The following is a 24,701-nucleotide window of genomic DNA, read 5'->3' as shown; positions in this document are numbered from 1 at the left end:
GGTCAACTTGATATTTGGCCAAGCCGCTGGACCTGTGGGAGTGAGCTTGCTCACGAATGGGCCGGAACATTCAGCCAATTTCTCTAGAAACTGAAAGCAGGACTATGTGGGCCATCTCGCCCACATAGACATGCTTTGCTACGCAGATCAGATAATCCGCGCTGTTTCCGCGTGGCGCTCAAGCTTGATCGCGACGAACTTGGAAGTTGGCGTGCTGCTGCCGTCGCCAACGCTTTCCAGCGGTACCAGCGGGTTCACTTCCGGGTAGTACGCAGCGGCCTGGCCGGCCGGGATGTCAAACGGCAGCAGGGTGAAACCCTTCACGCGCCGGGTGATGTCATCGCCCCAGATCGACACGATGTCGACTTTCTGACCCGGTACGAAGCCCAGCCGAATGATGTCGGCCTCGTTCACGAACATCACGTCACGCTGACCTTTCACGCCGCGATAACGGTCGTCCAGGCCATAGATAGTAGTGTTGTACTGATCATGCGAACGCATCGACTGCATGATCAGGTCCGGCACGATGCCTGTCCCGCGCACGCTTTCATGCACCAGATCGCTCGGCAATACGTTCGGCTTGAAGTTGGCCCGCGCACTTGGCGTGTTCCAGCGACGGGAGCCTGCGGCGTTGCCCAGATAGAAGCCGCCCGGGTTCTTGATCTTCTCGTTGAAGTTCTGGAACGACGGAATGGTGTCGGCGATCAGGTCGCGAATGCGGCTGTAGTCCGCTACCAGCCACAGCCAGTCTACCGGCTGCTTGCCCAGCGTTGCGTTGGCGATGCCTGCCAGAATCGCAGGCTCGGAACGCATCTGCGCTGACAGCGGCTTGAGCTGGCCGTTGGACGCATGAACCATGCTGAAAGAGTCTTCAACGGTCACCGCTTGCGGGCCTTCGGCCTGGATGTCGATGTCGGTACGGCCGAAGCACGGCAGAATCAGCGCCTCCTTGCCATGGGCCAAGTGGCTGCGGTTGAGCTTGGTGCTGATCTGCACGGTCAGGTCGCAGTTGCTCAGGGCTTCGAAGGTGCGCGGGCTGTCCGGAGTGGCCTGGGCGAAGTTACCGCCCAGACCAATAAAGACCTTCGCGCGGCCTTCCAGCATCGCGTGAATCGCTTCAACGACGTTATGGCCGTTTTCACGCGGTACCTTGAACTGGAAACGTTTCTCCAACGCATCGAGGAAGAATGCCGGTGGACGCTCGTTGATGCCCATCGTGCGGTCGCCCTGCACGTTGCTGTGACCGCGCACCGGACACAGGCCAGCGCCGGGCCGGCCGATGTTGCCGCGCAGCAGCATCAGGTTGGAGACTTCCTGGATGGTCGGCACCGAATGGCGGTGCTGAGTGATGCCCATCGCCCAGCACATGATCACGTTCTTGCCTTTGGCGTACATGCGCGCGGCGAGCTCGATGTCGGTCAGTGGCAGCCCCGACTGCTCGACGATGAATTCCCACGAGGTGTCGTCGATGGCGGCCAGGTATTCCAGCACGCCGTTGGTGTGTTCGTTGAGGAAGGTGTGATCGAACACCGACGGCTCGTTGCTCGCCTGGGCCTCACGCTCCCACTGCAGCAGGAACTTGGCCATGCCGCGCAGCAGGGCCATGTCGCCGCCCAGTGCCGGACGGAAATACGCCGTGTTGGTCGGCTCCGAACCGTTGCTGAGCATTTCCAGCGGATGCTGCGGGTGCTGAAAACGCTCCAGACCGCGCTCTTTCAGCGGGTTGACGCACACCACTTGGGCGCCACGTTTAACCGCTTCACGCAGCGGTTCCAGCATGCGCGGGTGGTTAGTGCCCGGGTTCTGGCCGAGGACGAAAATCGCGTCCGCGTGTTCGAAGTCTTCGAACGTCACTGTGCCTTTGCCGACGCCCACGCTTTGCGACAACGCAACGCCGCTGGCTTCGTGGCACATGTTCGAGCAGTCAGGGAAGTTGTTGGTGCCGTAGGCACGCACGAACAGCTGATACAGATACGCCGCTTCATTGCTGGCACGGCCTGAGGTGTAGAACTCGGCCATGTTCGGGCTTGGCAGGCTGTTCAAGTGTTTGGCGATCAGCGCGAAGGCGTCGTCCCAGGCGATCGGCTTGTAGCGATCGGTTTGAGCATCGTAGACCATCGGTTCGGTCAGACGGCCCTGGTATTCCAGCCAGTAATCACTTTGTTCGAGCAGCGAGCTGACGCTGTAACGAGCGAAGAAGGACGGGTCGACGCGGCGCTTGGTCGCTTCCCAGTTCACTGCCTTGGCGCCGTTTTCGCAGAACTTGACCATGCCGCTTTCCGGCGAATCGCCCCACGCGCAACCCGGGCAGTCGAAACCGCCGTTCTGGTTGGTCTTGAGCATCGTGCGGATGTTCTTCAGGGCGTTGTCGCTGGTCAGCCAGAAGTGGGCGACGCTGATCAATGCGCCCCATCCGCCGGCCGGGCCTTTGTAGGGCTTGTAGCGGGGGGTCGATACCTTGTCGGCTTCTTTATGCATGCTCACGCTTGATTCTCCAACGCAGGACTGTAAACCCGCGGCGCACTGTGTTTAGGCAGATGAATGAGGTTGAGGTTGTGGCGGCGAGCCCATTGCAGCGCCAGCCCGGTGGGCGATGACAGGCTGACCAGGGTCTGAATGCCGGCACGTAATACTTTTTGAATGAGTTCGAGACTGCAGCGGCTGGTGACGATGGCCAGACCGCCCGTGGTCGGGATGTCCTGGCGAATCAGCGCGCCGATCAGCTTGTCCAAAGCGTTATGTCGGCCGATGTCTTCACGACCTAAAAGAATTTCGCCGCGAGCGTCCATGAACATTGCTGCATGGACGGCACCGCAGTGTTCGCCCAGCGGCTGAAATTGGCCCATACGTTCGCGCAGGCCTTTCAGCCATTTGGCGGGGGGAAGGGGCGCGCCGGGCAGCACGTTGAGCTCGGGCAACGCCTGCTCGACGGCTTCGACGCCACATAGGCCGCAGCCGCTGGTGCCGGCCATTTGCCGACGCTGGGTCTTGAGATTCCAGAAGGCGCGGCTGGCGATTTCCACTTCTGCGGTCTGCGCAGAGCCGCAGCCACCGAGCTTGATGTCGTAGATCTCATCCGGTGATTCGATGAGTCCGCTGCCGATGCTGAAGCCGACGATAAAGTCTTCCAGATCGGTGGGCGTGACCAGCATGACTGCCTGGCTGATGCCGTTATAGGCGATCGCCAACGCGACTTCCTCGGCGAGCACATTGGGCTCGCTGACGTCGTGTTCGAGGTTCGAATAGCTGTAGGACTGGCTTGCGGCGGGCGCGGGCAGTTGTTGTGCGGGCGCCGTGATATCCATGTGCTTGGCGTGCATCGGGAGTGACCGGCAGATTGATTAGGCTTAAGCCTAGGCCTCTGGTCGGATAACGTCTAATTGCTAGTACTGATGCACCGATAGATGACGTCGATCAAGATGCTTCCATCATCGTGTGGTACAGCGCCAGGCAAGCTTCAGCCAATGCCGAACGCGGCGCGGAGCGTCGCATGATCAAGCCAAGCCGGGCGAGGGTTTGCGCGTCTTCGATGGGCTGCAAACGCAGATGCTCAGTGAGGTATTCAAGGCCGCCGTGCAGCGGCATGATCGCGCAGCAGAAACCGCCATGAACCGCTTGCAGCAGTTGATGGACGGCATCGGTCTGGATGATCGGCTGCGGATGAAGGCCGCGGCTGTGGAAGTTGTGATCGATGGACTGCCGAAAGTGCATGCCGCTGGTGAGCATGCCCAAGGGCAGTTCGGTCAGGCTTTCCCAGCTTGAAGTGGCTTCGGCAAAGCTGAAATAACGCTGGTCGTACATCACGCCCATACGGGTTTCGGCCAGTTGCAGTGAGTCAAACCGTTCGGTATCCAGCCGGTCCAGATACGAAACCCCGAGGTCCAGGCGGTTACTGGCGAGTTGGTCGAGGATCTGCTCGGAGCTCAGGGATGAAAGCTCGAAACGCATGTTCGGGTGCAGGGAGTGCAAACGTTGCAGCAAGGGCAATGGATCAAAATTGGAGAGCGGCACCACGCCCAGCCGTAATGTGCCGACCAGATGCCCGCGACAGGCGGCTGCTTCAGCCTGCAACCCGTCGTACGCCGCCAGCACGGTGCGCGCCCAAGCCAGAACGCGTTCGCCCGGCGCAGTGAAACCTTCGAAGCGTTGGCCGCGATTGACCAGTGGCAGGTCCAGCTCTTCCTCAAGGCTGCGCAGACGCATCGACAGTGTCGGTTGCGTGATGTGGCAGCGCGCAGCGGCCTGCCCGAAGTGACGGGTTTCGTCGAGGGCGATCAGAAATTTCAGCTGTTTAATGTCCATCTTCACTCCAGAAGGCACAGGCTGGCCCGGCGAAGTCTATCGCGACCGAACGTCGAATGGCTTGAAACCTTGGGGCGCGGCATCGGGTCGGAGTTTTGTCGGGCAATGTCAGCGGATTAGATGTTGCGCGGGGAAACCACAACGACATCACAACGACACCAAGGAGAAACCCATGAGTCTGTTCAGTTTTGTGAAGGAAGCCGGCGAGAAGCTTATCGACCTGCTTACCCCGGGAAACGCCAACGCCAGTGATGAGCTGAAAAAGCACATCGAGTCTGTTGGCTTGGGCAATCCCAATGTTCACGCAACGGTCGAAGGTGACAAGATCACGTTGACGGGCGAAGTCGCCAGTCAGGAAGAGAAAGAGAAGGTTGTATTGGCTGCCGGCAACATCGCCGGTGTAGGCAGTGTTGATGATCAACTGACTATCGCCGCCGGCGCACCTGCCGTAGTTGCCGCGACGTTCGTCACTGTCCAGAAGGGCGATACGCTGAGCGCTATTTCGCTGCGCGTTTATCACGATGCCAACAAGTACCAGAAAATCTTCGACGCCAACAAGCCGATGCTGAAGGACGTCAACAAGATCTATCCAGGTCAGGTTCTGCGTATTCCTGAATAATGCGGCTGGCGTGAAGACCGTACGCTGACCCTTGTAGGAGCGCGCTTGCCCGCGAAAAATCGTACATCCGGTTGATCTGCATCGGGTGTACGAATCCTTCGCGGGCAAGCGCGCTGCTACAGTTGTTTTGTGGTGCTTATAAGCCCTGAATCAACGACCGATAGTCTTCAACCGCCTCGAATTCTTCCGTGTCTTTAGGCCCTTTGCGACTGTCCGGCTCACGTACCGCCAGCAGATGACCAATGCCGGATCTTCCCGCGCTGCGCAAGATTGGCAGAGTGTCGTCAATAAACAGGCTACGCGCAGGATCGAACTGGATGTCGGCTTGCAGCGCGTCCCAAAACTGCGGGTTTTCCTTGGGGTAGCCGTAGTCATGGGAGCTGATCAAACGCTCGAAGTAGGGTGCCAACTCCAGTCTTTCCATCTTTAGCGACAGCGAGTCCCGGTGCGCGTTGGTAATCATGATCACCCGTTTTCCGGCCTGCTTGATGGCGGCCAGAAACGTCTCGGCGTCAGGGCGCAAGGCGATGAGGTGAGCGATTTCGATTTTCAGGTCTTTCACCGGCAGGTTCAGCTCGGTGCTCCAGAAGTCGGTGCAGTACCAGTTTAGGGTGCCGGCGTTTTTTTCGAAGAGCGGCATCAGCTCCATTTGCGCCATCGCCAGACTGACCCCGTGCACTTCGGCATAGCGCTTGGGCAGATGCTCCAGCCAGAAGTGATTGTCGAAATGCAGGTCGAGCAGCGTGCCGTCCATATCCAGCAGAACGGTGTCGATATCGCGCCAGGGCAAGGAAGGCATACAGGTCTCTCGGCGTTGAATGAGTCGCGTGGGTTTGCGGCGAAGACATCCGCAAAAGCCACGGTATAGTAACCCGTCTACGCCAAGGAGCTCGTCATGCAGCAGAAACCAACCGTCCTCTCTCGCGAAATCGTCGCGAGCAGCCGTCTGTTCCGCGTTGAAGAAGTGCAATTGCGCTTCTCCAACGGCGTCGAGCGTACCTACGAGCGGCTTGTCGGCAGCGGCAGTGGCTACGGGGCGGTGATGATCGTAGCCATGCTCGATGCAGATCACGCCGTACTCGTCGAGGAGTACTGCGGCGGCACTGACCAATACGAGCTTTCGCTGCCCAAGGGCTTGATCGAACCAGGCGAAGACGTGTTGGCCGCCGCCAATCGCGAGCTCAAGGAAGAGGCCGGTTATGGCGCGCGGACCTTGGTGCACCTGACCGAACTCTCTCTTTCGCCGGGCTACATGAGCCAGAAAATTCAGGTCGTGCTGGCCACCGATTTGTATGAAGAAACGCTGCCCGGCGATGAGCCTGAGCCAATGCGTGTGGACAAGGTCAATCTGCGCGAGCTTTCCGCTCTGGTTCAGAACCCGCAGTTCACTGAGGGGCGCGCGCTGGCTGCGTTGTACCTTGCCCGCGACCTGCTGGCCGAGCGTGGGGACTTCCTGCCATGAACCCGACATTCGCCCATTTGCCGCACCCGCTGCTTGCGCCCGTGATCGAGCTTTGCCGGCAGGCTGGAGAAGTTACTCTGCCGTTCTGGCGCTCCGGCGTGGACGTCACGGTCAAGTCGGACGACTCGCCTGTCACCGCCGCCGACCTGGCCGCCCATGAGCTGCTGGTGGCGGGCCTCAAGGCGCTGGATCCGAGCATTCATATCCTCTCCGAAGAGGACGCCAACATCCCGTTGAGCGAACGCAGCCAGTGGCAACGCTGGTGGCTGGTGGACCCGCTTGATGGCACCAAGGAATTTATTGCTGGCAGCGAAGAGTTCACCGTCAACGTGGCGCTGATCGAGAACGGTCGCGTGGTATTTGGCGTGGTGTCGATGCCGACCAACAACCGCTGCTATTTCGGTGGCGCCGGTCTGGGTGCTTGGCGCAGTGACGATGCACGTCATCTGGCGCCTATTCAGGTGCGCAATGAGCCGGGCGCAGGGGAAGCGTTCACGGTGGTCGCCAGCCGTCGTCACTCCAGCCCCGAGCAACAGAGGTTGCTCGCCGGGTTATCGGAAGTAGTGGGTGAGCTTGAGCTGACGAATATCGGCAGCTCGCTGAAGTTTTGCCTGCTCGCCGAAGGCGCTGCCGACTGCTACCCGCGTCTGGCGCCGACTTCTCAGTGGGACACCGCTGCTGCCCAAGGCGTGGTGGAAGGCGCCGGCGGCGTGGTGTTGAACCTGGACGGCACGACCTTCGAGTACCCGGCACGGGAGACACTGCTCAATTCGTATTTCCTGGCGTTGCCGGGGGAAGCAACGTGGCGCGACGCGTTGCTGGCGTTGGCGCGGACTTGAGCTCACATCAGGGCTGGTAAATCTCCAGCGGCTGGAATGCCGCTTTCGTGAGCAAGCTCACTCCCACAGGGCCTGTGTCGGCTGCGAGAAAGCGCGGTGTCAGAGGACGCCGCAAATATATTGGCCAACGGTGATTTGTGGGAGCGAGCTTGCTCGCGAACAGGTCGGGATATCCACGCAATTTTCAGCGGCTGGAATGCTGTCTTTGTGAGCAAGCTCACTCCCACAGGGGCTGTGTAGGCTGCAAGAAAGCGCGGTGTCAGAGGACGCCGCAAATATATTGGCCAACGGTGATTTGTGGGAGCGAGCTTGCTCGCGAACAGGTCGGTATATCCACGCAATTTTCAGCGGCTGGAATGCCGTCTTCGTGAACAAGCTCACTCCCACAGGGGCTGTGTCGGCTGCAAGAAAGCGCGGTGTCAGAGGACGCCTCAAATATATTTGCCAACGGTGATTTGTGGGAGCGAGCTTGCTCGCGAACAGGTCGGTACATCCACGCAGTTTTCAGCGGCTGGAATGCTGTCTTCGTGAGCAAGCTCACTCCACAAGGGGCTGTGTCTGCTGCAACAAAGCGCGGTGTCAGAAGACGCCGCGGATGTCTCTGCCGAATACGAATTGTGGGAGCGAGCTTGCTCGCGAATAGGTCTGTATATCCACGCAATTTTCAGCGGCTGGAATGCCGTCTTCGTGAACAAGGTGGAGCGCCACCCCGGTCACTCCCACATAGGCAAGGCGTGTCGGGCAGCTTTGTTCAGCGATGCAGCACGAACTGCCCAACGAATTGCACCGCCGTTTCTTCTGATCCTTCCACCACGATGCGGGTGTGCAGCGCCAGCCTTGCACGGCCGCGGCGTTGGTAGAGCTTCAGAAATTTCTCCCAGCTTGCTTCATCCGGTGCGTCGCAAACAGCGACGCCATCGCGGGTGACCGGCAGGGGATAGCTGATCTGGCCGTCCTGAATCACGATGTGCCCGTCATCGATCCCGGCTTCTTTGAGCCGCAAATACAGCCAGCCCCAGCCCACCAGCACCGCGCCGCAATACAGGCTGCCGCCGAACAGGGTGTTCTTGTGATTGACGTTCGGGGCCAATGGCAGGTGCAGACGAAGCTGGTGGTCTCGCCAGCCCAGCACCTTGATGCCCATCTCCCGGGTGAGGGGAATGTCCCGGTGCAGCACCGCTTCCAAGTCTTCAGCGGACAAGCGTTGCAGGTCAGTCATTGTCGTCGGACCCCGCGCCGTTGAAGGTCAGCCCGTGCTTGCGCAGTTTGTCGTGCAACGTTTTGCGTGGCAGGCCCAGGGCTTCGGCGAGGCTGCGGACCGAGCTGTGCGGGCGGGTCAGTTCGGCGGCGATCAACGCCCGCTCGAACGCCTCGACCTGCTCGCTCAGCCCGCCGTTGGATGCCACCAGATCCGGCTGCGCGGCGCCTTCCAGTTCCAGCTCAAGGCCCAAGGCGAAACGCTCGGCGGCGTTCTGCAGTTCACGCACGTTGCCCGGCCAGGTGTGGCGCAGCAGCAGCGCGCGATGTCCCGGCTGCAATTCATGGCGGGGCAGGCCGTGGCGCAAACTGGCGGTATCGGCGAAATGCTGGAACAGCACTAGCGCATCTTCGCCACGCTCCCGCAGCGGCGGAATGCGCAACGGTGCGACGTTGAGGCGGTAGTACAAGTCGGGCCTGAAACGCCCTTGGTCCGCCGCCTGGCGCAGGTCTTCTTTAGTCGCCGCGATCACCCGGATGTCCAGCGGGATCTGCTGATTCCCGCCCAGGCGCTCGACCACGCGCTCTTGCAGCAAGCGCAGCAGCTTGACCTGAACGTCCATGCTCATGCTTTCGATTTCGTCCAGAAACAGCGTGCCGCCGTTGGCGAATTCGAACTTGCCGATGCGACGCTTCTGCGCGCCGGTGAACGCCCCCGACTCATGGCCGAACAGCTCGCTCTCGACCACCGACTCGGCCAGCGCCCCCGCGTTGATCGCCACAAACGGACCGTTACGGCGGTTGGACAAGTCATGCAGCGCGCGGGCGACCACCTCTTTGCCGGCGCCGGTTTCGCCAAGAATCAACACGTCAGCCTTGGTCGCGGCCAGCGCGCCGATCTGATCGCGCAGGCGCTGAATGGGTGCGGACAACCCCACCAGTCGCGTGCTCAATTGCTGACGATCGCTGAGCTCGAGCCGCAAGCTCCGGTTGTCCAGCACCAGCCTGCGCAGCGCCAAGGCGCGCCGAACGCTGTCGAGCAGAGCGTCGCTGGCGAACGGTTTTTCCAGAAAATCGTAGGCGCCCGCCCTCATGGCCTGAACCGCCAGCGGCACATCGCCGTGACCGGTGATCAGCAACACCGGCAACTCCGGATCCTGAGCATGCAGCTGGTTGAGCAATTCGAGGCCGTCGATGCCCGGCATGCGGATGTCACTGACGATCACCCCCGGCCAGTCGCGCTCGATGCGCGCTTGCAGGCCTTTGGCGTCGCTCAGCGGCAGGATTTTCAGCCCGGCGAGATCGAGCGTCTGGCTCAGCGCCTGGCGCAGGTGCGGGTCGTCGTCGATCAGCACCACCTGAATGCGGCTGTCGATGGCGTCGGTGCTCATGCAGATAAGTCCTCAGACGGTTGAAGGTTGACGCCCGAGGCGCCGGTGCGCATGCGCAACGTGAGCAGCGCGCCGCCTTCCGGGTGATTGGCGAACAGCAACTCCCCGCCCAGCGCGCGCATCAGCGTGTCGCAGATCGCCAGGCCCAGACCGAGTCCCTGGGTGCGCGTCTTGGTGGTGAAAAACGGCTCGCGTGCGTGCTCCAGCGCTTCTTTGGAAAACCCCGGGCCGTTGTCGCGGATGAACAGATTGACGCCCTCGGCGTTGTACTCGGCGCTGATCCACAATTTGCGCGGCGGGCCTTTCTCGGTCAGTGCATCCAGCGCATTCGCCAGCAAATTGCCCAGCACCTGACGCAGGCGCGTCTCGCCGGCCTGCACCCACAAAGTCGCGGCGGGCAGGTCGCGGATCAGCTCCACTTCCATCGCGCGCCGACGCTTGGCGAGCAGGGCCAGCGCATCGTCCAGCGCCGGTTGCAGCGCCACGCTTTCAGGCGCATGCCGGTCGCGCCGGGCGAAGGCGCGCAGGTGCGCAATGATCGACGCCATGCGCCCGGTGAGTTCGCTGATCAGCTTGAGGTTGCCGCGGGCGTCTTCAGTGCGCTGGTGATCGAGCAGCACTTCGGCGTTCTCGGCGTAGCTACGAATCGCCGCCAGCGGCTGGTTGAGTTCGTGGCTGATGCTCGCCGACATCGTGCCCAGCGCAGACAGCTTGCCGGCCTGAACCAGTTCGTCCTGGGCGCGAAACAGCTCTTGCTGGGCTTGCTCGCGCTCGAGGACTTCCTGGCGAAGTCGCTGATTGACGCCTTCCAGATCACAGGTCCGCTCGGCGACTCGCACTTCCAGCTCACGGCGCGCCTTGGCCTCGAAGTTGATGCGATCCAGATAATGCCGTCGCCGCTGCATCATCAGACCCAGCAGCAACATCAGGACCAGCAACGCCGCGCCACCAATGGCCACGACCGTTCGCACCGGCCTCGACACAAGCACCTTGGGCGCAAGGATATTGACGCTCCAGCCAGTCTCGTCGATCTGCTGCGTCTGCGTCAGCCAGCCGGTTTCATCCAGCTGCAGCGGGCGCGGGTCGCGGGTCGGGTAGGGCTGGATGGCGACGATGGCCTGCTTTTCCTCCTCGCTGAGCGGCCGGGTCGCGCGGAAACGCCAGTTGGGATTGGAGGTGAGGATCACGACGCCGTTGTGGTCGGTGACAAGCAACTGCTCCGGCGTTTTGCCCCACAGCGTTTCGGTAAGGTCCAGGTCGACTTTGACCACCAGCACGCCGATCACAGCGTCGCCATCGCGCACCGCTGCGGCGAAGAAATAGCCGCGTTTGGCCGACGTCGTGCCCAGGCCGAAAAAGCGGCCGAGGTTGCCGGCCATGGCGTTGCTGAAGTACGGACGAAACGCGAAGTTGCGCCCGACGAAGCTGTCACGCTTGTCCCAGTTCGACGCAGCGAGGGTGTCGCCATTGGGCGCCATCAGGTAAATCACCTCGGCGCCAGTTTGCCTGGCGGTGTTCATCAGCAGCAGGTTCGCCTGGGCCTGGGCGTGCTGGTCCTGCGGGTTCGCCAGCGTGGCGCGCAGGCCGGGCAGGTCGCCAAGAATCTGCGGCAGGACTTCATAGCGGTGCAAGGTGCCGAGCAGGTTGGCGACGTAAAGGTCGAGCGTCTGGCGATTCTGGCTCAGCAGCTCATTGCGGTAATAGTGTTCGGCCAGGCGTTCGAGCGGCCACAACAGCGGGGCGAGGATCAGCGCCAGCAAGGCAAGGCTGCGCCAGCGAGGACGGCGGGGAAGGGCGTTAGTGCTGATCATGGAATCGCCGGTGGGTTCGTTGCGATGCGGGGCGGCTGCGGATGTATCAGTTTCCGCAGCCGCGCAACATCGAGTCGGCCCATTATGCCTACCGCTGCTGCGCTAAGCACTCCAGCAACGCATCGTGCCAGTCGGGCTGGCTGACGCCCCATTGGCGCTGCAACAGGCTGCAATCCAGGCGCGAATTGAGCGGGCGTGCAGCCGGGGTCGGGTAAGCGCTGGAAGCAATCGGTTCCAGCGCCGCGCAGGGCTTGCCGCTGTTGATCAATTGCCGACCAATTGCTTCAGCGAACCCGAACCACGACGTCTCGCCGCTGGCCGTCAGGTGATAAACACCCCAGGCGCCCGGCGCGCCGTGACGCCAGCGCTCAATCAGCGCGCCGGTGCTGGCGGCGATGGTGCCGGCCCAGGTGGGTGCGCCAATCTGGTCGGCAACGATCGACAGCTTCTCTCGCTCTTGCAGCAAGCGCTGCATGGTCAGCAGAAAGTTGCGCCCGGTCAGGGAATAAACCCAGCTCGTGCGCAAAATCAGGTGCTGCCCGCCCGCTGCGGCGATCGCGCGTTCGCCTGCCAGCTTGCTGTTGCCGTAAACGCCCAGCGGATTGGGCGTGTCTGCCTCAACCCATGCCCCAGCCTTGCTGCCGTCGAACACGTAATCGGTGGAGTAGTGAATCAGCGGAACGCCCAGGGCAGCGGCTTCTTCAGCGAACACACCGGGGGAGGTCGCGTTGATGGCGAAGGCCAGGTCGGGCTCGCTTTCGGCCTGATCCACCGCCGTGTGTGCGGCAGCGTTGATGATCAGGTCAGGCTTGATGTCGCGAACCACCGGGCGGATGGATTCCGGCTGGCTCAAATCAAGCTGATCACGGCCCAGCACGATCAGCTCGCCCATGCTCTGCAGGTGTTGCTGCAGCGCTTGGGACACCTGGCCATGTTGCCCGCTGATCAGAATCCGCAGCGGCGCACTCACGGGAACAGATCCGCTTCTTTCAGGAGCTTGCCGACCTGATCCTTGGCCGACAGTTGAGGTGCTTCGCTCAAGCCCCAGTCGATGGCCAGCTCAGGATCGTCCCAGCGAATGCAGCGCTCGGCCGACGGCGTGTAGTAGTCGGTGGTCTTGTAGAGGAATTCGGCGTAGTCGCTCAGCACCACGAAGCCGTGGGCGAAACCTTTGGGAATCCACAGCTGACGAGCGTTCTCGGCCGACAGCTCCAGACCGAACCACTGGCCGAATTGCGGCGAGCTGCGACGGATGTCGACGGCGATGTCCAGCACGCTGCCAGCGGTCACGCGCACCAATTTCCCCTGAGGATTTTCAATTTGGTAATGCAACCCGCGCAGGACGCCTTTTTGCGAGCGCGAGTGATTGTCCTGGACGAACTGGTCGGCTACGCCGGTGGCCTCGGCAAAGGCCCGGGCGTTGAAGCTTTCGTAGAAGAAGCCACGCTCATCGCCGAACACTTTGGGTTCGATGATGAGGACTTCAGGCAACTTGCTGGCAACCACTTTCACTGACTTTCCCCTGCGATCTTGAACAGGTACTGACCGTAGCCGGTCTTGCCGAAATATTCAGCCCGATTCAACAGGTGGGCGCGGTCAATCCAGCCATTCTGATAGGCGATCTCTTCCAGGCACGCGACTTTCAGGCCCTGACGGTGCTCGATGGTCTGCACGTATTGCGACGCGTCCAGCAGGCTGTCATGAGTGCCCGTGTCGAGCCAGGCGAAACCGCGGCCGAAACGTTCAACGCGCAAGTCGCCGCGCTTGAGGTAAGCGTTGTTGACGTCGGTGATCTCCAGCTCGCCGCGCGGGGACGGCTTGACGTCCTTGGCGATCTGGATGACCTCGTTGTCGTAGAAATACAGACCGGTGACGGCGTAGCTGGATTTAGGCGCCTTGGGCTTCTCTTCGATGGACAGCGCGTGGCCGTGCTCATCGAAATCGATCACGCCAAAACGCTCCGGATCCTTGACCCAGTAGCCGAACACAGTCGCGCCGGAGGTGTTGTCCGCCGCACGCTTGAGCTGTTCGCTGAAGTGCTGACCGTGGAAGATGTTGTCGCCGAGAATCAGGCATACCGAGTCATCGCCGATGAACTCTTCGCCAATCAGGAATGCCTGCGCGAGGCCGTCCGGCTTGGGCTGCTCCTTGAAATGAAAGCGCACGCCGAACTGACTGCCGTCACCCAGCAACGCCCGGTATTGTGGCAGGTCCAGCGGCGTCGAGATGACCAGGATGTCCTTGATCCCGGCCAGCATCAGCACCGAGATCGGGTAATAGATCATCGGTTTGTCGTAGATCGGCAACAGCTGTTTGGAGACCCCGAGGGTAATCGGGTGCAGGCGCGTGCCCGAACCGCCCGCCAGTACAATTCCTTTAGTCATGCGATCAGTTCCTTTACGTTGGTGCCCAGGCGTTCGCCCTGATAACTGCCATCCTGCACGTTGCGGCACCATTCAAGATTGTCGAGATACCACTGCACGGTTTTGCGCAGGCCGGATTCGAATGTCTCTTCCGGCGTCCAGCCCAGTTCGCGCTCGATTTTGCTCGCGTCGATGGCGTAGCGCATGTCATGGCCAGGGCGGTCAGTCACGTAGGTAATCAGGTCCGCGTAGTTGGCCACGCCTTTGCGCTGTTCCGGCGCCAGTTCTTCGAGCAGCGCGCAGATGCCGCGCACGACGTCGATGTTCTTTTGTTCGTTGTGGCCGCCGATGTTGTAGGTCTCGCCGACCTGGCCCTCGGTCACTACCTTGAGCAGTGCCCGGGCGTGATCTTCGACAAACAGCCAGTCACGCACCTGCAAGCCATTGCCGTACACCGGCAGCGGCTTCCCGGCCAGGGCGTTGAGGATCACCAGCGGGATGAGCTTCTCGGGGAAGTGGAACGGGCCGTAGTTGTTCGAGCAGTTGGTGACGACCACCGGCAGCCCGTAGGTGCGCTGCCAGGCGCGAACCAGATGGTCCGACGCCGCTTTGCTGGCCGAATACGGCGAGCTTGGCGCGTAGGGCGTCGTTTCGGTGAACAGGTCGTCCACGCCGTGGAGGTCGCCATACACTTCATCGGTGGAGATGTGGTGGAAGCGGAAGGCGGCGCGCTCGTCTTCGGGCAAGGTCAGCCAATAGCTGCGGGTCGCTTCCAGCAGGCTGTAGGTGCCGACGATGTTGGTCTGGATGAACTCCGACGGGCCATCAATCGAACGGTCGACGTGGGATTCTGCCGCCAGGTGCATGATCGCGTCAGGCTTGAAGCGCGCGAGGACTTTGCTCACTGCGGCCTGATCAACGATGTCCTGCTGTACGAACTCATACCGGGTGTTCGTGGCAATGCCCTGCAGCGACTCAAGATTCCCGGCGTAGGTCAGCTTGTCGAAATTGAGGACGTCGTGATCGGTGTTGTTGATCAGATGACGGATCAGCGCAGAGCCGATGAAGCCGGCGCCACCGGTAACAAGGATTCGCATGGATAAACCTTCTTCCCTGGAAAGATGTAAGACGATGGAGCATAGCTTGTGGGGCCTTGCTGACTGGCGCAAGGAGCAATCCGCCGACAAGCGATGATATTAATTGATGGCCTATCGCAATTAGCGCCATAAAACCGCCGCTCGTGTTTCACGACCTCAACGCTTTGCGTATCTGTCGGTCTTTTATGGCATTTCTTTATTAGCTATGGCACGGGGTTGATTAACCGACGCGCAACTGGCGATAGTATTTGGGCGCCTCTATCTATCAGGACTTCCTTCATGTCGCTTGACACCTTGATTCGCCGCTCCAGCCTGCCATGCCCGGATGTCGGTGCCGCGCAGGCCGCCGAATGGTTGGCGACGTACTACGGACTGTCGGGGGCGTTGAAAGAGTTGGGTAGCCATCAGGACCGAAACTTCCTGATGGACTGCGGTGACGGGCGACGTTTCGTTCTGAAGATCTGCCACGGAGATTACTCAACCACCGAACTTGCCGCGCAGCATGCGGCGCTGCGGCATTTGAGCCGCGAGTCGACGGTGCGCGTCCCGGCGGTGATGCCGACGTTGAAGGGTGAGGACCTATTGACCGTTGATCACAACGGCAACGCCGTGCACTTTCGCGTTCTGGAGTTTATCAACGGACAATCACTCGCCCACGTTGCGCACCTGAACAGGGACATCGTGACCGGGCTGGCGCAGCTCTGCGCCCGTGTCGACGCGGCGCTGACGGGGTTCGAGCACGCCGGCCTTGATCGTGTTTTGCAATGGGACCCTCGCCACGCCTTTGCGTTGATCGAGCACTTGCTCCCGGTCATCCCCGACGCCGACAAGCGCGCCTGTATCGCCGAGGCCGCCGAGCAGGCCCAGGCCTATTTGCTGCCGCTGGTGGCGTCGCTGCCGGTGCAGGCGATCCACATGGACATCACTGAGTACAACGTGGTCTGGGCTCGAGATGCCCATCGCCAGTGGCAGCTTCAAGGCCTGATCGACTTTGGTGACCTGATCCGTACATGGCGCATCGCCGATCTTTCGGTGACCTGCGCCGCGCTGCTGCACCACGCCGAGGGCGATCCGTTTTTTATCCTGCCCGCCGTTCAGGCTTACCACCTTATTAATCCCCTTCAGACTGAGGAGCTGCTGGCGCTGTGGCCGTTGATCGTCGCGCGCTCGGCCGTGCTGGTCTTGGGCAGCGAGCAACAGGCGAGCATCGAGCCGGAAAACACTTACATCCAGGCCAATCTGGCGAGCGAGTGGAACATCTTCGACGTCGCCACTTCCGTGCCGATTGCGCTGATGGAAGCGGCGATTCTCGACGCAGTAGGTGAATGGGAAACGGACGAAGAGCCCGAGCCGTTTTCGCCGCTGTTGCCGAACTTGAGCGGGCAGGGTTTTACCCTCGTGGACCTGGGTGTGCTCAGCGAGCACTTTGTGGCTGGCAACTGGGAACAGAGCGGCATCGACGAGCAACTATTGAGAGAGGCTGCGCAAGCTCATGGGCTGGCCGCCAGCCGCTACGGTGAATATCGGCTATCGCGCACATTGCCGGACAGCGCACAGCAGCCGGATACCTTCGCGTTGCATACCGAACTGTACATCCCCCACGGCACCGCTGTTCATGCGCCGTTTGCCGGAATCCTTCGCCACACCGCAGACGGCGCCTTGCAGCTGGTGGGCGCTGAGGTGAGCCTGCGTATGTGGGGGGTACGTTCTGATTTTGATGCCGGCGTCGAGTTCGGCGCGGGGGACGTGATCGGCCAGGGCGGTGGCGCGTTGATCGTGCAGCTGTGTTCGGAGCCTGACGTGAGCCCGCCGTTGTTCACCACCCCGTCGCGGGCTCCCGCCTGGCGTTCGCTGTGCCCGTCACCCAAAGGGCTCCTGGGTTTCGATTGCGATGCGCCGGCGTTGGCCGATTCCGCCGCGCTGCTCGCCCGTCGCGACGCCAGCTTCGCCCGCTCTCAAAAGCATTATTACCAGGCCCCGCCGCAGATCGAGCGTGGCTGGCGCAACCACCTGATTGACCTGCAGGGCCGGTCCTATCTGGACATGCTCAACAACGTCGCGGTGCTTGGTCACGGCCATCCGCGCATGGCTGAGGTTGCGTCGCGGCAGTGGTCGCTGCTTAACACCAACTCACGCTTTCATTACGCGGCGATCGCCGAGTTTTCCGAGCGGCTGCTGAAGCTGGCGCCCGCCGGCATGGACCGTGTATTTCTGGTGAACAGCGGCACCGAGGCGAATGATCTGGCGATTCGTCTGGCCTGGGCCTACAGCGGCGGCCGCTATGTATTGAGCGTGCTGGAGGCTTATCACGGCTGGTCGGTGGCGACCGATGCGATTTCGACATCCATCGCCGACAACCCGCAAGCCCTGAGCACGCGTCCCGACTGGGTGCACCCTGTGGTGGCGCCCAATACCTATCGCGGCGAGTTTCGTGGCGCGGACACTGCGCCGTTCTACCTGCGCAGCGTTGACGCGTATTTGAGCGCGCTAAAGGAGCAGGGGCGGCAAGTGGCGGGCTTCATCTGCGAGCCGGTGTACGGCAATGCCGGCGGAATCTCCCTGCCGCCGGGTTATCTGCAGCAGGTCTACGCCAGGGTCCGTGATCAGGGCGGCGTGTGCATCGCCGATGAAGTGCAGGTGGGTTATGGCCGCTTGGGCCAGTTCTTCTGGGGCTTCGAAGAGCAGGGCGTGGTGCCGGACATCATCACCATGGCCAAAGGCATGGGCAACGGCCATCCCCTCGGCGCCGTCATCACCCGCCGCGAGATCGCTGAGGCGCTGGAAGCCGAGGGCTATTTCTTTTCGTCGTCAGGCGGCAGTCCGGTGAGTTGCCGCATCGGCATGGCGGTGCTCGACGTCATGGAAGAAGAAAAGCTCTGGGAGAACGCCCGCGTGGTGGGCGGCTATTTCAAGGAACGCCTGCTCACGCTGATCGACAAACACCCGTTGGCCGGGGCTGTCCACGGCTCGGGGTTCTATCTGGGACTTGAGCTGGTTCGCGACCGTGAGACGCTGGAACCCGCAACCGAGGAAACGGCCTACTTGTGCGATCGTCTTCGTGAGCTGGGGATCTTCATGCAGCCTACGGGGGATTATCTGAACATCCTCAAGATCAAGCCGCCGATGGTGACCAGCCGCCGGAGCGTGGACTTCTTCGTCGACAGTGTGTCGAAGGTGCTGGGTGAGCTGGAGAGCTGAGCTGACTCTCACCCGTCGAACATAGATCGATATATATCGGTGTTGGCTCCCCGGGTTTGCGCAGAAAGCTCGATTAGTGTTTTTAAATCCGATTTTTATCGTCTATAACGTCTTCCTTATTTGGCCGTAGACGCCCTCGTCGTTTCATGGAGTTCTGATTACTGTGACCACTCTCAACAGCACCCCCCGCGCCGATGGCTTCTACATGCCTGCCGAGTGGGCGCCGCAAACGCAAACCTGGATGATCTGGCCCGAGCGTCCGGACAACTGGCGTCTGGGCGGCAAGCCGGTTCAGAACGATCACGTTGCCGTGGCCAAGGCCATCGCCCGTTTCGAGCCTGTCACCGTCGGCGTTTCGGCGGCACAGTACGACAATGCCCGCGCACGACTGAATGTGCCCAACATCCGCGTCGTCGAGCTCAGCAGCAACGACGCCTGGGTGCGTGATAGCGGTCCGACCTTCGTCATCAATGACGCGGGCGAGGTTCGCGGCGTCAATTGGGGCTTCAACGCCTGGGGCGGTTTCGACGGTGGGCTGTACGCGCCGTGGAACCTGGATGAACAGGTCGCCAGCAAAGTGTTGGAAATCGAGCGCTGCCCGCGCTACGTCACTGACGGGTTTGTGCTGGAAGGCGGCTCGATCCACGTCGATGGCGAGGGCACGCTGATCACCACGGAAGAATGCCTGCTCAATCGCAACCGTAACCCACACCTGTCTCGCGAAGACATCGAAGCCGTACTGCGCGATCACCTGTCGGTCGAAAAAATCATCTGGCTGCCGGAGGGTCTGTACAACGACGAGACCGACGGCCATGTGGATAATTTCTGCTGCTACGTGCGCCCCGGTGAAGTGTTACTCGCCTGGACAGATGATCCGAAAGACCCCAATTTCCCGCGTTGCCAGGCGGCCATGAAAGTGCTGGAAAATGCCCGGGACGCCAAGGGACGTCCGTTCGTCGTACACAAGATGCCGATCCCGGGCCCGCTGTTTGCCACCGAAGAAGAGTGCGCCGGGGTGGATCAGGTGCACGGCAGTCAGGAGCGCAACCCATCGGTGCGTCTGGCCGGTTCGTACGTGAATTTTCTGATCGTTAACGGCGGCATCATTGCCCCGTGTTTCGACGATCCGATGGATGACACGGCCCGCAAGATCCTCCAGCAGTTGTTCCCGGAACACGAGGTGGTCATGGTTCCGGGCCGTGAAATGTTGCTGGGCGGCGGCAACATTCACTGCCTGACGCAGCAGCAACCGGCCCCCCATCGCAGCTGAGTTGGTTCGCTTCTTGCTGTTATCAAGCCCATCAGACGATGGGCTTTTTTATGGGCGGACAGTTTCCAGTCGGTCATAGGAAGATGGGATCCCAAGGCGCGGAATTGCTCGCGCCGGGTCGTCCGTCTGTAACAAAAGCCCCGTAGATTTCGCAGTCCACGACATAAGAGGTTGTCCTTATGAACGCAGGTCATGAGTTGCGAGTGACTCGAGGTTTTTCTGCGAGCAGTGAAGCACGGCAGATGATGGCGGACTGGTTACGGACGACCCGGATCCCGATGGAGCGCATGCATGACGTGCAGGCACTGGAGCAACGCGGCGATTTTCGAGAGATGCTCTCCAAGCGTTACCCCATCGGGCTGATCAATGACGCAGAGATCGAAGCAATGCTGGGCCTGCTTCACAGCTGACAAAGGTGTTGTGGATGCGACCACAGACACGGCCTGCCTCGGTTTGACTTTCATCAAATTGACACCCCGGCAGGCCGGGGATAGCATTCGCGGCCCCACCGCCTGTGGCCTAGCGCCATGTACGTGCATCAGTAGTCCACTGCGATGATTCGTGCGGGCTTCCGGAACTGCTCCAGTTCCGGGGGACGCAACTGCCCACCCCAGGCATTTGCCACAGCGCGCGATTAATCCGCTCACAAGGACAACAAGATGAAACAGCGTATCGGCCTGCTCGCTCTGGGCATCCTTGCCGCCACTCACGCCATGGCGGACGGTCAGGCAGATTCCAAGGGCTTCGTCGAAGACAGCAGCCTGAAGATCAACCTGCGTAACGCCTACATTAATCGCGACTACAAAAACGGACCGCAGGACCGCTCGGAATGGGGTCAGGCTTTCATGGCCGGCTACACGTCCGGTTTCACCCAGGGCGTGGTGGGTGTTGGCGTTGACGCCTTTGGTCTGTACGCAGCGCGTCTGGACGGAGGCAAGGGCAAGAGCGGCGCGGGCGGTATCGACTTCTTCAAACAGGGCGACAGCGGCAACGCGGCGGACGACCTGTCGCGCTTTGGCGGCGCGGTCAAATTCCGGGTTTCCAATACCGAACTGAAATACGGCGACATGATGCCGGAGCTGCCAGTACTCAATTACGACAACTCGCGTCTGTTGCCTGAGTCCTACACCGGCACCATGATCACCTCCAAAGAGATTAAAGGCCTCACGCTGGTGGCCGGCCGCTTCACTGCCGAAACCCGCAAGAGTGCCGAAGGCCGCGACAGCGGTGATCTCAAGAGCATCAACGTCTACGGCGGCAGTTACAAATTCACCGAAGCCCTCAGCGCCGCGTTTTACGCCTCTGACGACGAAGACGTGCTGAAAAAGCAGTACGTGAACCTGAATTACGTTTGGGCGATGCCGAAAGATCAGTCGCTGACCTTCGACTTCAACGGCTATAAGACCAAGCTGGACAAAGACTTCGCCGTCGACGACGCCCGCGACAACAAGATCTGGAGCCTGGCGGCGACCTGGGCGGTGGGCATTCACTCGTTCACCCTCGCGCATCAGCGCAGCTCCGGCGAGACCGGTTACACCTACGGCGGCTACCGCAACGCAGGCGGCACCGGCGATGGCGGCAACACCATCTACCTGGCCAACTCCTACTGGTCAGACTTCAACGGCAAGGATGAGCGTTCGTGGCAAGTGGGCTACGGCGTGAACCTAGGCACCGTTGTGACGCCAGGCCTTAGCTACCGCGTGGCGTACGTGCGCGGCGACAACATCGACGACGGCAGCGACCGTGGGCGTGGCGAAGAGCGCGAACTGTTCAGCCAGTTGACCTACGTGGTCCAGAGCGGCCCGGTCAAAGACCTGTCGGTGCGTCTGCGTAACTCGTTCCTGCGGGTCTCCAACGACGTGGATCAGTACAACGTTGGCGGTAATGAAACGCGGATCTTCGTCGATTACCCGATCAACGTGTTCTGATGGGTTGAAGTCTTCTGGCTGACATGAATCTGTAGGAGCCGGCTTGCTGGCGAACGCATTTGTTCAGACACCGTAGCAGTGAATGACAGACGCGGTTCGCCAGCAAGCCGGCTCCTACGGATTGAGCCAATCCCATCATCAACTGCCGTGGTCGGTGCTGCACTGCACTGGCGATCCCGCACGCTCTCCCGCTACCATCGCCGCATCTCAATCCCTTCGGTTTCGCCATGGCAATCGCTGCGCCACCCGACCTCACCGATACCGCCGTCCCCGTGCAGCCTTTGTCACGGACGTACCCGCGCGGGTTGTACATCGAGCCCCATGAGCATGAGTGGGGGCAGGTGTTGTATGCGATGTCGGGCGTGATGTGGGTCGAGACCCCCAATGAAGCGCTGGTCGTGCCGCCGCAGCGCGCGGTCTGGCTGCCGCCTGGCGTGCCCCATGGCATCCGCGTGGTGTCGGATCTGGAAATGCGCAACATCTACCTGCGCCCGGCGCTCGCTCGGACTCTCGACACCACGGTTCAGGTGCTAGAAGTCGGTCACTTGTTGCGCGAATTGATCGTCGGTCTGGTGGCCGAGCAGGACAAGGAATCGGAGTACTACGATGCTTTAGTCAACCTGGCGTTGCTCGAACTCAAGCGCGCCCGGCGTTCGCTGCTGAAAGTGCCGATGCCCGATGACAGCGACCGCAGGCTGATGAACGTCTGCCAGGCGGTGATGATCGAGCCTTCCATCGACGTGTCGTTCGAACAGCACGCCGAAAACGCCGGTGCCAGTGTGCGGACGCTGTCCCGGCTGTTTCAGGCGGTGCTCGGCATGGGTTTCGCCGAATGGCGGCGACAGGTGCAACTGGCGACCTCGGTGGCGGAGATCATCCAGGGCGTGCCGGTCAACGCCATCGCCCGTTCAATGGGGTATTCGCCGAGCAGTTTCAGCGACATGTTTCGCCGCGAACTGGGCATGGCGCCTTCTCAGTACCCGGTCGCTGACACATCTGTCTAACTAGCGCGTGCGCTGCTTCTGTCCGAAATTCAGAAGCACTTGGCCGGTAGCGCCTGCCGACCCTCCTTACACTCTGGTCATCGCTTAACGCAGTCGCGCCGCCATCGAGTCGCGCGTCCCTCGCACCGGAGTTTGTCATGAGCTACGTCATTTCCCTCGCCATCGGTATCGCCGTCGGTTTGCTGTACGGCCTGCTGGATTTCCGCTCACCTGCACCGCCTCTGGTCGCACTGGTTGGCCTGCTCGGCATGCAGGCCGGTGAATGGCTGTGGCCCGTGGGCAAGCAGTTCCTGTCCAATCTGGCGTCCTGAATCGACGACTTCCCTTTCCCCACTCTGGATGAATCCATATGAAAGCTCTGCAATTCTCCCGCACCGGCAACCTGGCTGCGCTGGAAGTCGTCGATCTGCCCGCGCCTGTCCCGGCGGCTGGCGAAGTTCTGGTGCAGATCAAAGCCGCAGGCCTGAACCCCAGCGACGTCAAAAACGTCCTGGGCCGTTTCCCCTACACCACGATGCCTCGCATTCCGGGTCGTGACTTCGCGGGCGTTGTCGTCGAAGGCCCGCAGGAACTGGTCGGCAAAGAAGTGTGGGGCACTGGCAAGGAAATCGGCTTCGTCCGCGACGGCTCCCACGCGGGCTACATCACCCTGTCGGCCAAAGGCGTGGCGATCAAACCGGCGTCGCTGACTTTCAGCCAGGCCGCCAGCCTGGGGGTTCCGTACACCACAGCGTGGGACGCGCTCGAGCGCAGCCTCGTGCAGGCTGGCACTCGGTTGCTGGTCATCGGTGCCAATGGCGCAGTGGGGAGCGCCGCCATCGCACTGGCGAAGATACGCGGCGCCCAGGTGCTGGCAGCGGTGCGTAAACCGGACCAGCTGAAAGCGCTGCAAGAGCAAGGCTTCAACGCGATCCAGCTCGACAGGCCAGAAGACCTGGGCGCTCAAGTGAACGCGGTTTTTGCAGGCGGCGCCGACGTGATCTTCGACACCACCGGCTTCTGGCTGCCGGCTTCTGTGCCTGCGTTGGCTCAATTCGGTCGCATCGCAATTATTGCCGCGCCAACGGACGGTCACGTGCAACTACCGGCGCTGGCGCTGTACCGCAAGGGCGGTTCGGTGGTGGGGATCAACTCGCTGCTGTACGGCGTTGAAGCCTGCGCGCGGATGCTTGAGCAGTTCGGCAAACAGTTCGACGACGGCACCTTGCCGCTGCCGACCGGCCTGATTGAATCGCCGCTGGAAGAAGGCCTGGCGCGTTACGCCGATGTGAATCAAGGCGGCGCTGACAAGGTAATTTTGCTGCCGTGACAGGCGAGCATGGGCGTTAGAGCAGCGCTGACCCGATCACTGGACGGGCAGCCCTTTCAGATAGTCATGCTGGACGCGTTTGATCGACCCGTTTGACTGAAGCTTGCCGATCGCAGCCCTGAGCTTCTCGACCATCTGAGGGTCGCAATCCTTCGAGCACGCCAGATACAGGTCGGCGGTCATCAACGGCCTGCTCATCAACAGCGGCCGTTCGCTGATCTGCTTCCAGATGTAGAGCGTTTCCGGCACGCCGTTAAACCACGCGTCCACCCGGCCCTTGAGCAACATCAGCGCCGGGTTCTCGCCAATCTTCAACGGATAAATCTGAGCGGCTGAAAAACCTTCCTCACGTAACCGCGTCTCCTGTGCCGAGCCACTGCCGACGGCGATCATCTTGAAGGTCTGGCGCGCCTCTTCAAAACTCTCGACATTACGATCAAGGCTGAAAAACGCCCGGTCCATCGTCATCACCGGAGCGATCCAGGTGAAGCTGTCTTCACGACTTTGTGTGCGGGTCAGCGGCGCGATGAGCCTGTTGGTGCCCAGCATCACGTCCCGTTGCGCCCGTGGCCACGGAGGTGAGAGCAGGTGAGCGGAATACCCGGCCATTGCCATGGCCTGCAGGGTGATGTCGCCCGCTATCCCGTGCTGGTCACCCTGGCTGGCCATGGTCAGCGGCGGAGCCTCGGCCACGTACACGTCAACGAAAGGAAGTGCATACGCCATCGACGAGCACGCCAAGAGCGCACCGGCCGCGTAACGGATACAACAGGAAATCCATTTCATGGCAGTCATGCTCAAAGGGAATAGGGCGTCAAAACAGGTCTTGTGCCTGACTTGCTATCCAGTCTGGCATTGGTTAGTCGTCTCTGCCGGGCACAGCGCGCATCCTGCGTAAGTTTCGGGGAAAA

The 24,701-nt window shown here is 61.2% G+C and carries 22 protein-coding genes; 10 read left to right on the top strand and 12 right to left on the bottom strand.

All coding sequences use genetic code 11. From position 1 onward, the window contains the following. Positions 1–147 precede the first annotated feature (147 nt). The 3 genes from AC0Z8Z_RS20020 to AC0Z8Z_RS20010 all read right to left on the bottom strand — a co-directional run bounded on the left by AC0Z8Z_RS20020 (position 148) and on the right by AC0Z8Z_RS20010 (position 4,302). Positions 148–2,478: an FdhF/YdeP family oxidoreductase gene (locus AC0Z8Z_RS20020; protein ID WP_163022078.1), complete on the bottom strand. Its 2,331-nt coding sequence runs from the start codon at positions 2,476–2,478 to the stop codon at positions 148–150. Positions 2,479–2,480: 2 nt separating this feature from the next. After that, a complete protein-coding gene (gene fdhD, locus AC0Z8Z_RS20015; protein ID WP_485620272.1) occupies positions 2,481–3,320 on the bottom strand; it encodes a formate dehydrogenase accessory sulfurtransferase FdhD in 840 nt (279 codons plus the stop codon). A 94-nt stretch (positions 3,321–3,414) separates the two neighbouring features. Further along, positions 3,415–4,302: a LysR family transcriptional regulator gene (locus AC0Z8Z_RS20010; RefSeq protein ID WP_122534057.1), complete on the bottom strand. Its 888-nt coding sequence runs from the start codon at positions 4,300–4,302 to the stop codon at positions 3,415–3,417. A gap of 172 nt (positions 4,303–4,474) precedes the next feature. On the opposite strand from AC0Z8Z_RS20010, the gene lysM reads away from it, so the two are divergent. Next, positions 4,475–4,921 (top strand): peptidoglycan-binding protein LysM, encoded by a 447-nt coding sequence (gene lysM, locus AC0Z8Z_RS20005; RefSeq protein WP_122534056.1) that lies wholly within the window; start codon positions 4,475–4,477, stop codon positions 4,919–4,921. 136 nt (positions 4,922–5,057) lie between these two features. Here the strand turns inward: lysM and yrfG are convergent, their stop codons facing one another. Next, positions 5,058–5,720 carry a GMP/IMP nucleotidase gene (yrfG, locus tag AC0Z8Z_RS20000; RefSeq protein ID WP_485620271.1) on the bottom strand — a complete coding sequence of 221 codons (663 nt, stop codon included), beginning with the start codon at positions 5,718–5,720 and terminating at the stop codon, positions 5,058–5,060. A gap of 96 nt (positions 5,721–5,816) precedes the next feature. Between yrfG and nudE the strand changes: the two genes are divergently transcribed. Further along, positions 5,817–6,383: an ADP compounds hydrolase NudE gene (nudE, locus tag AC0Z8Z_RS19995; protein ID WP_108122674.1), complete on the top strand. Its 567-nt coding sequence runs from the start codon at positions 5,817–5,819 to the stop codon at positions 6,381–6,383. Then, complete coding sequence (cysQ, locus tag AC0Z8Z_RS19990; protein ID WP_485620270.1) at positions 6,380–7,222, top strand: 3'(2'),5'-bisphosphate nucleotidase CysQ; 843 nt, start codon at positions 6,380–6,382, stop codon at positions 7,220–7,222. Before nudE ends, cysQ begins: the two co-directional genes overlap by 4 nt. A gap of 751 nt (positions 7,223–7,973) precedes the next feature. Here cysQ and AC0Z8Z_RS19985 read toward each other — a convergent pair. The 7 genes from AC0Z8Z_RS19985 to rfbB form a co-directional block, all read right to left on the bottom strand. Continuing rightward, the gene (locus AC0Z8Z_RS19985; RefSeq protein ID WP_485620269.1) at positions 7,974–8,441 is read right to left on the bottom strand and encodes a YiiD C-terminal domain-containing protein; all 468 of its coding nucleotides are present in this window, start codon (positions 8,439–8,441) and stop codon (positions 7,974–7,976) included. Further along, positions 8,434–9,810 carry a sigma-54-dependent transcriptional regulator gene (locus AC0Z8Z_RS19980; protein WP_074889926.1) on the bottom strand — a complete coding sequence of 459 codons (1,377 nt, stop codon included), beginning with the start codon at positions 9,808–9,810 and terminating at the stop codon, positions 8,434–8,436. Before AC0Z8Z_RS19980 ends, AC0Z8Z_RS19985 begins: the two co-directional genes overlap by 8 nt. Further along, positions 9,807–11,621: a sensor histidine kinase gene (locus tag AC0Z8Z_RS19975; protein ID WP_122534369.1), complete on the bottom strand. Its 1,815-nt coding sequence runs from the start codon at positions 11,619–11,621 to the stop codon at positions 9,807–9,809. The genes AC0Z8Z_RS19980 and AC0Z8Z_RS19975 overlap by 4 nt, the downstream gene beginning before the upstream one ends. Positions 11,622–11,709: 88 nt before the next feature. Beyond that, positions 11,710–12,591, bottom strand: coding sequence for a dTDP-4-dehydrorhamnose reductase (gene rfbD / locus AC0Z8Z_RS19970; protein WP_485620268.1), 882 nt, complete (start codon positions 12,589–12,591; stop codon positions 11,710–11,712). Beyond that, entirely contained in the window at positions 12,588–13,133 is a 546-nt protein-coding gene (gene rfbC / locus AC0Z8Z_RS19965; protein WP_485620267.1) for a dTDP-4-dehydrorhamnose 3,5-epimerase, read from the bottom strand. The genes rfbD and rfbC overlap by 4 nt, the downstream gene beginning before the upstream one ends. Beyond that, positions 13,130–14,005, bottom strand: coding sequence for a glucose-1-phosphate thymidylyltransferase RfbA (rfbA, locus tag AC0Z8Z_RS19960; RefSeq protein WP_485620266.1), 876 nt, complete (start codon positions 14,003–14,005; stop codon positions 13,130–13,132). Before rfbA ends, rfbC begins: the two co-directional genes overlap by 4 nt. Further along, positions 14,002–15,081 carry a dTDP-glucose 4,6-dehydratase gene (gene rfbB, locus AC0Z8Z_RS19955; RefSeq protein ID WP_485620265.1) on the bottom strand — a complete coding sequence of 360 codons (1,080 nt, stop codon included), beginning with the start codon at positions 15,079–15,081 and terminating at the stop codon, positions 14,002–14,004. The genes rfbA and rfbB overlap by 4 nt, the downstream gene beginning before the upstream one ends. 279 nt (positions 15,082–15,360) lie before the next feature. Here rfbB and AC0Z8Z_RS19950 point away from each other — a divergent pair, with 279 nt between their 5' ends. The 7 genes from AC0Z8Z_RS19950 to AC0Z8Z_RS19920 all read left to right on the top strand — a co-directional run bounded on the left by AC0Z8Z_RS19950 (position 15,361) and on the right by AC0Z8Z_RS19920 (position 23,790). Next, positions 15,361–18,279 carry an aminotransferase gene (locus tag AC0Z8Z_RS19950; RefSeq protein ID WP_485620264.1) on the top strand — a complete coding sequence of 973 codons (2,919 nt, stop codon included), beginning with the start codon at positions 15,361–15,363 and terminating at the stop codon, positions 18,277–18,279. A 163-nt stretch (positions 18,280–18,442) separates the two neighbouring features. After that, positions 18,443–19,549: an agmatine deiminase gene (gene aguA / locus AC0Z8Z_RS19945; RefSeq protein ID WP_485620263.1), complete on the top strand. Its 1,107-nt coding sequence runs from the start codon at positions 18,443–18,445 to the stop codon at positions 19,547–19,549. A gap of 179 nt (positions 19,550–19,728) precedes the next feature. After that, positions 19,729–19,959, top strand: coding sequence for a hypothetical protein (locus tag AC0Z8Z_RS19940; protein WP_485620262.1), 231 nt, complete (start codon positions 19,729–19,731; stop codon positions 19,957–19,959). Positions 19,960–20,208: 249 nt separating this feature from the next. Then, positions 20,209–21,477, top strand: coding sequence for an OprD family porin (locus AC0Z8Z_RS19935; protein ID WP_485620261.1), 1,269 nt, complete (start codon positions 20,209–20,211; stop codon positions 21,475–21,477). 227 nt (positions 21,478–21,704) lie between these two features. Continuing rightward, complete coding sequence (locus AC0Z8Z_RS19930) at positions 21,705–22,481, top strand: AraC family transcriptional regulator (protein WP_485620260.1); 777 nt, start codon at positions 21,705–21,707, stop codon at positions 22,479–22,481. Between the two features lie 137 nt (positions 22,482–22,618). After that, the gene (locus AC0Z8Z_RS19925; RefSeq protein WP_074889899.1) at positions 22,619–22,792 is read left to right on the top strand and encodes a DUF1427 family protein; all 174 of its coding nucleotides are present in this window, start codon (positions 22,619–22,621) and stop codon (positions 22,790–22,792) included. 38 nt (positions 22,793–22,830) lie between these two features. Next, the gene (locus AC0Z8Z_RS19920; protein ID WP_485620259.1) at positions 22,831–23,790 is read left to right on the top strand and encodes a quinone oxidoreductase family protein; all 960 of its coding nucleotides are present in this window, start codon (positions 22,831–22,833) and stop codon (positions 23,788–23,790) included. Between the two features lie 36 nt (positions 23,791–23,826). On the opposite strand, the gene AC0Z8Z_RS19915 is transcribed toward AC0Z8Z_RS19920, so the two are convergent. Beyond that, complete coding sequence (locus tag AC0Z8Z_RS19915; protein WP_485620258.1) at positions 23,827–24,576, bottom strand: substrate-binding periplasmic protein; 750 nt, start codon at positions 24,574–24,576, stop codon at positions 23,827–23,829. Positions 24,577–24,701: the final 125 nt, after the last annotated feature.

It is taken from the genome of Pseudomonas sp. 1L-C-7-B-C1, from assembly GCF_057291635.1.
Note: the sequence above shows the minus strand (reverse complement) of the source record. Positions and strands in the feature narration are given on the sequence as shown.

Coding starts and splice junctions, on each gene's coding strand:
- cysQ (WP_485620270.1), top strand. CDS start 6,380: ATGAACCCGACATTCGCCCATTTGCCGCACCCGCTGCTTGCGCCCGTG.
- AC0Z8Z_RS19925 (WP_074889899.1), top strand. CDS start 22,619: ATGAGCTACGTCATTTCCCTCGCCATCGGTATCGCCGTCGGTTTGCTG.
- rfbB (WP_485620265.1), bottom strand. CDS start 15,081: ATGCGAATCCTTGTTACCGGTGGCGCCGGCTTCATCGGCTCTGCGCTG.
- yrfG (WP_485620271.1), bottom strand. CDS start 5,720: ATGCCTTCCTTGCCCTGGCGCGATATCGACACCGTTCTGCTGGATATG.
- AC0Z8Z_RS19940 (WP_485620262.1), top strand. CDS start 19,729: ATGAACGCAGGTCATGAGTTGCGAGTGACTCGAGGTTTTTCTGCGAGC.
- AC0Z8Z_RS19980 (WP_074889926.1), bottom strand. CDS start 9,810: ATGAGCACCGACGCCATCGACAGCCGCATTCAGGTGGTGCTGATCGAC.
- AC0Z8Z_RS19975 (WP_122534369.1), bottom strand. CDS start 11,621: ATGATCAGCACTAACGCCCTTCCCCGCCGTCCTCGCTGGCGCAGCCTT.
- rfbA (WP_485620266.1), bottom strand. CDS start 14,005: ATGACTAAAGGAATTGTACTGGCGGGCGGTTCGGGCACGCGCCTGCAC.
- nudE (WP_108122674.1), top strand. CDS start 5,817: ATGCAGCAGAAACCAACCGTCCTCTCTCGCGAAATCGTCGCGAGCAGC.
- AC0Z8Z_RS20020 (WP_163022078.1), bottom strand. CDS start 2,478: ATGCATAAAGAAGCCGACAAGGTATCGACCCCCCGCTACAAGCCCTAC.
- lysM (WP_122534056.1), top strand. CDS start 4,475: ATGAGTCTGTTCAGTTTTGTGAAGGAAGCCGGCGAGAAGCTTATCGAC.
- fdhD (WP_485620272.1), bottom strand. CDS start 3,320: ATGCACGCCAAGCACATGGATATCACGGCGCCCGCACAACAACTGCCC.
- AC0Z8Z_RS19985 (WP_485620269.1), bottom strand. CDS start 8,441: ATGACTGACCTGCAACGCTTGTCCGCTGAAGACTTGGAAGCGGTGCTG.
- AC0Z8Z_RS19920 (WP_485620259.1), top strand. CDS start 22,831: ATGAAAGCTCTGCAATTCTCCCGCACCGGCAACCTGGCTGCGCTGGAA.
- AC0Z8Z_RS19930 (WP_485620260.1), top strand. CDS start 21,705: ATGGCAATCGCTGCGCCACCCGACCTCACCGATACCGCCGTCCCCGTG.
- AC0Z8Z_RS19915 (WP_485620258.1), bottom strand. CDS start 24,576: ATGAAATGGATTTCCTGTTGTATCCGTTACGCGGCCGGTGCGCTCTTG.
- AC0Z8Z_RS19935 (WP_485620261.1), top strand. CDS start 20,209: ATGAAACAGCGTATCGGCCTGCTCGCTCTGGGCATCCTTGCCGCCACT.
- AC0Z8Z_RS19950 (WP_485620264.1), top strand. CDS start 15,361: ATGTCGCTTGACACCTTGATTCGCCGCTCCAGCCTGCCATGCCCGGAT.
- AC0Z8Z_RS20010 (WP_122534057.1), bottom strand. CDS start 4,302: ATGGACATTAAACAGCTGAAATTTCTGATCGCCCTCGACGAAACCCGT.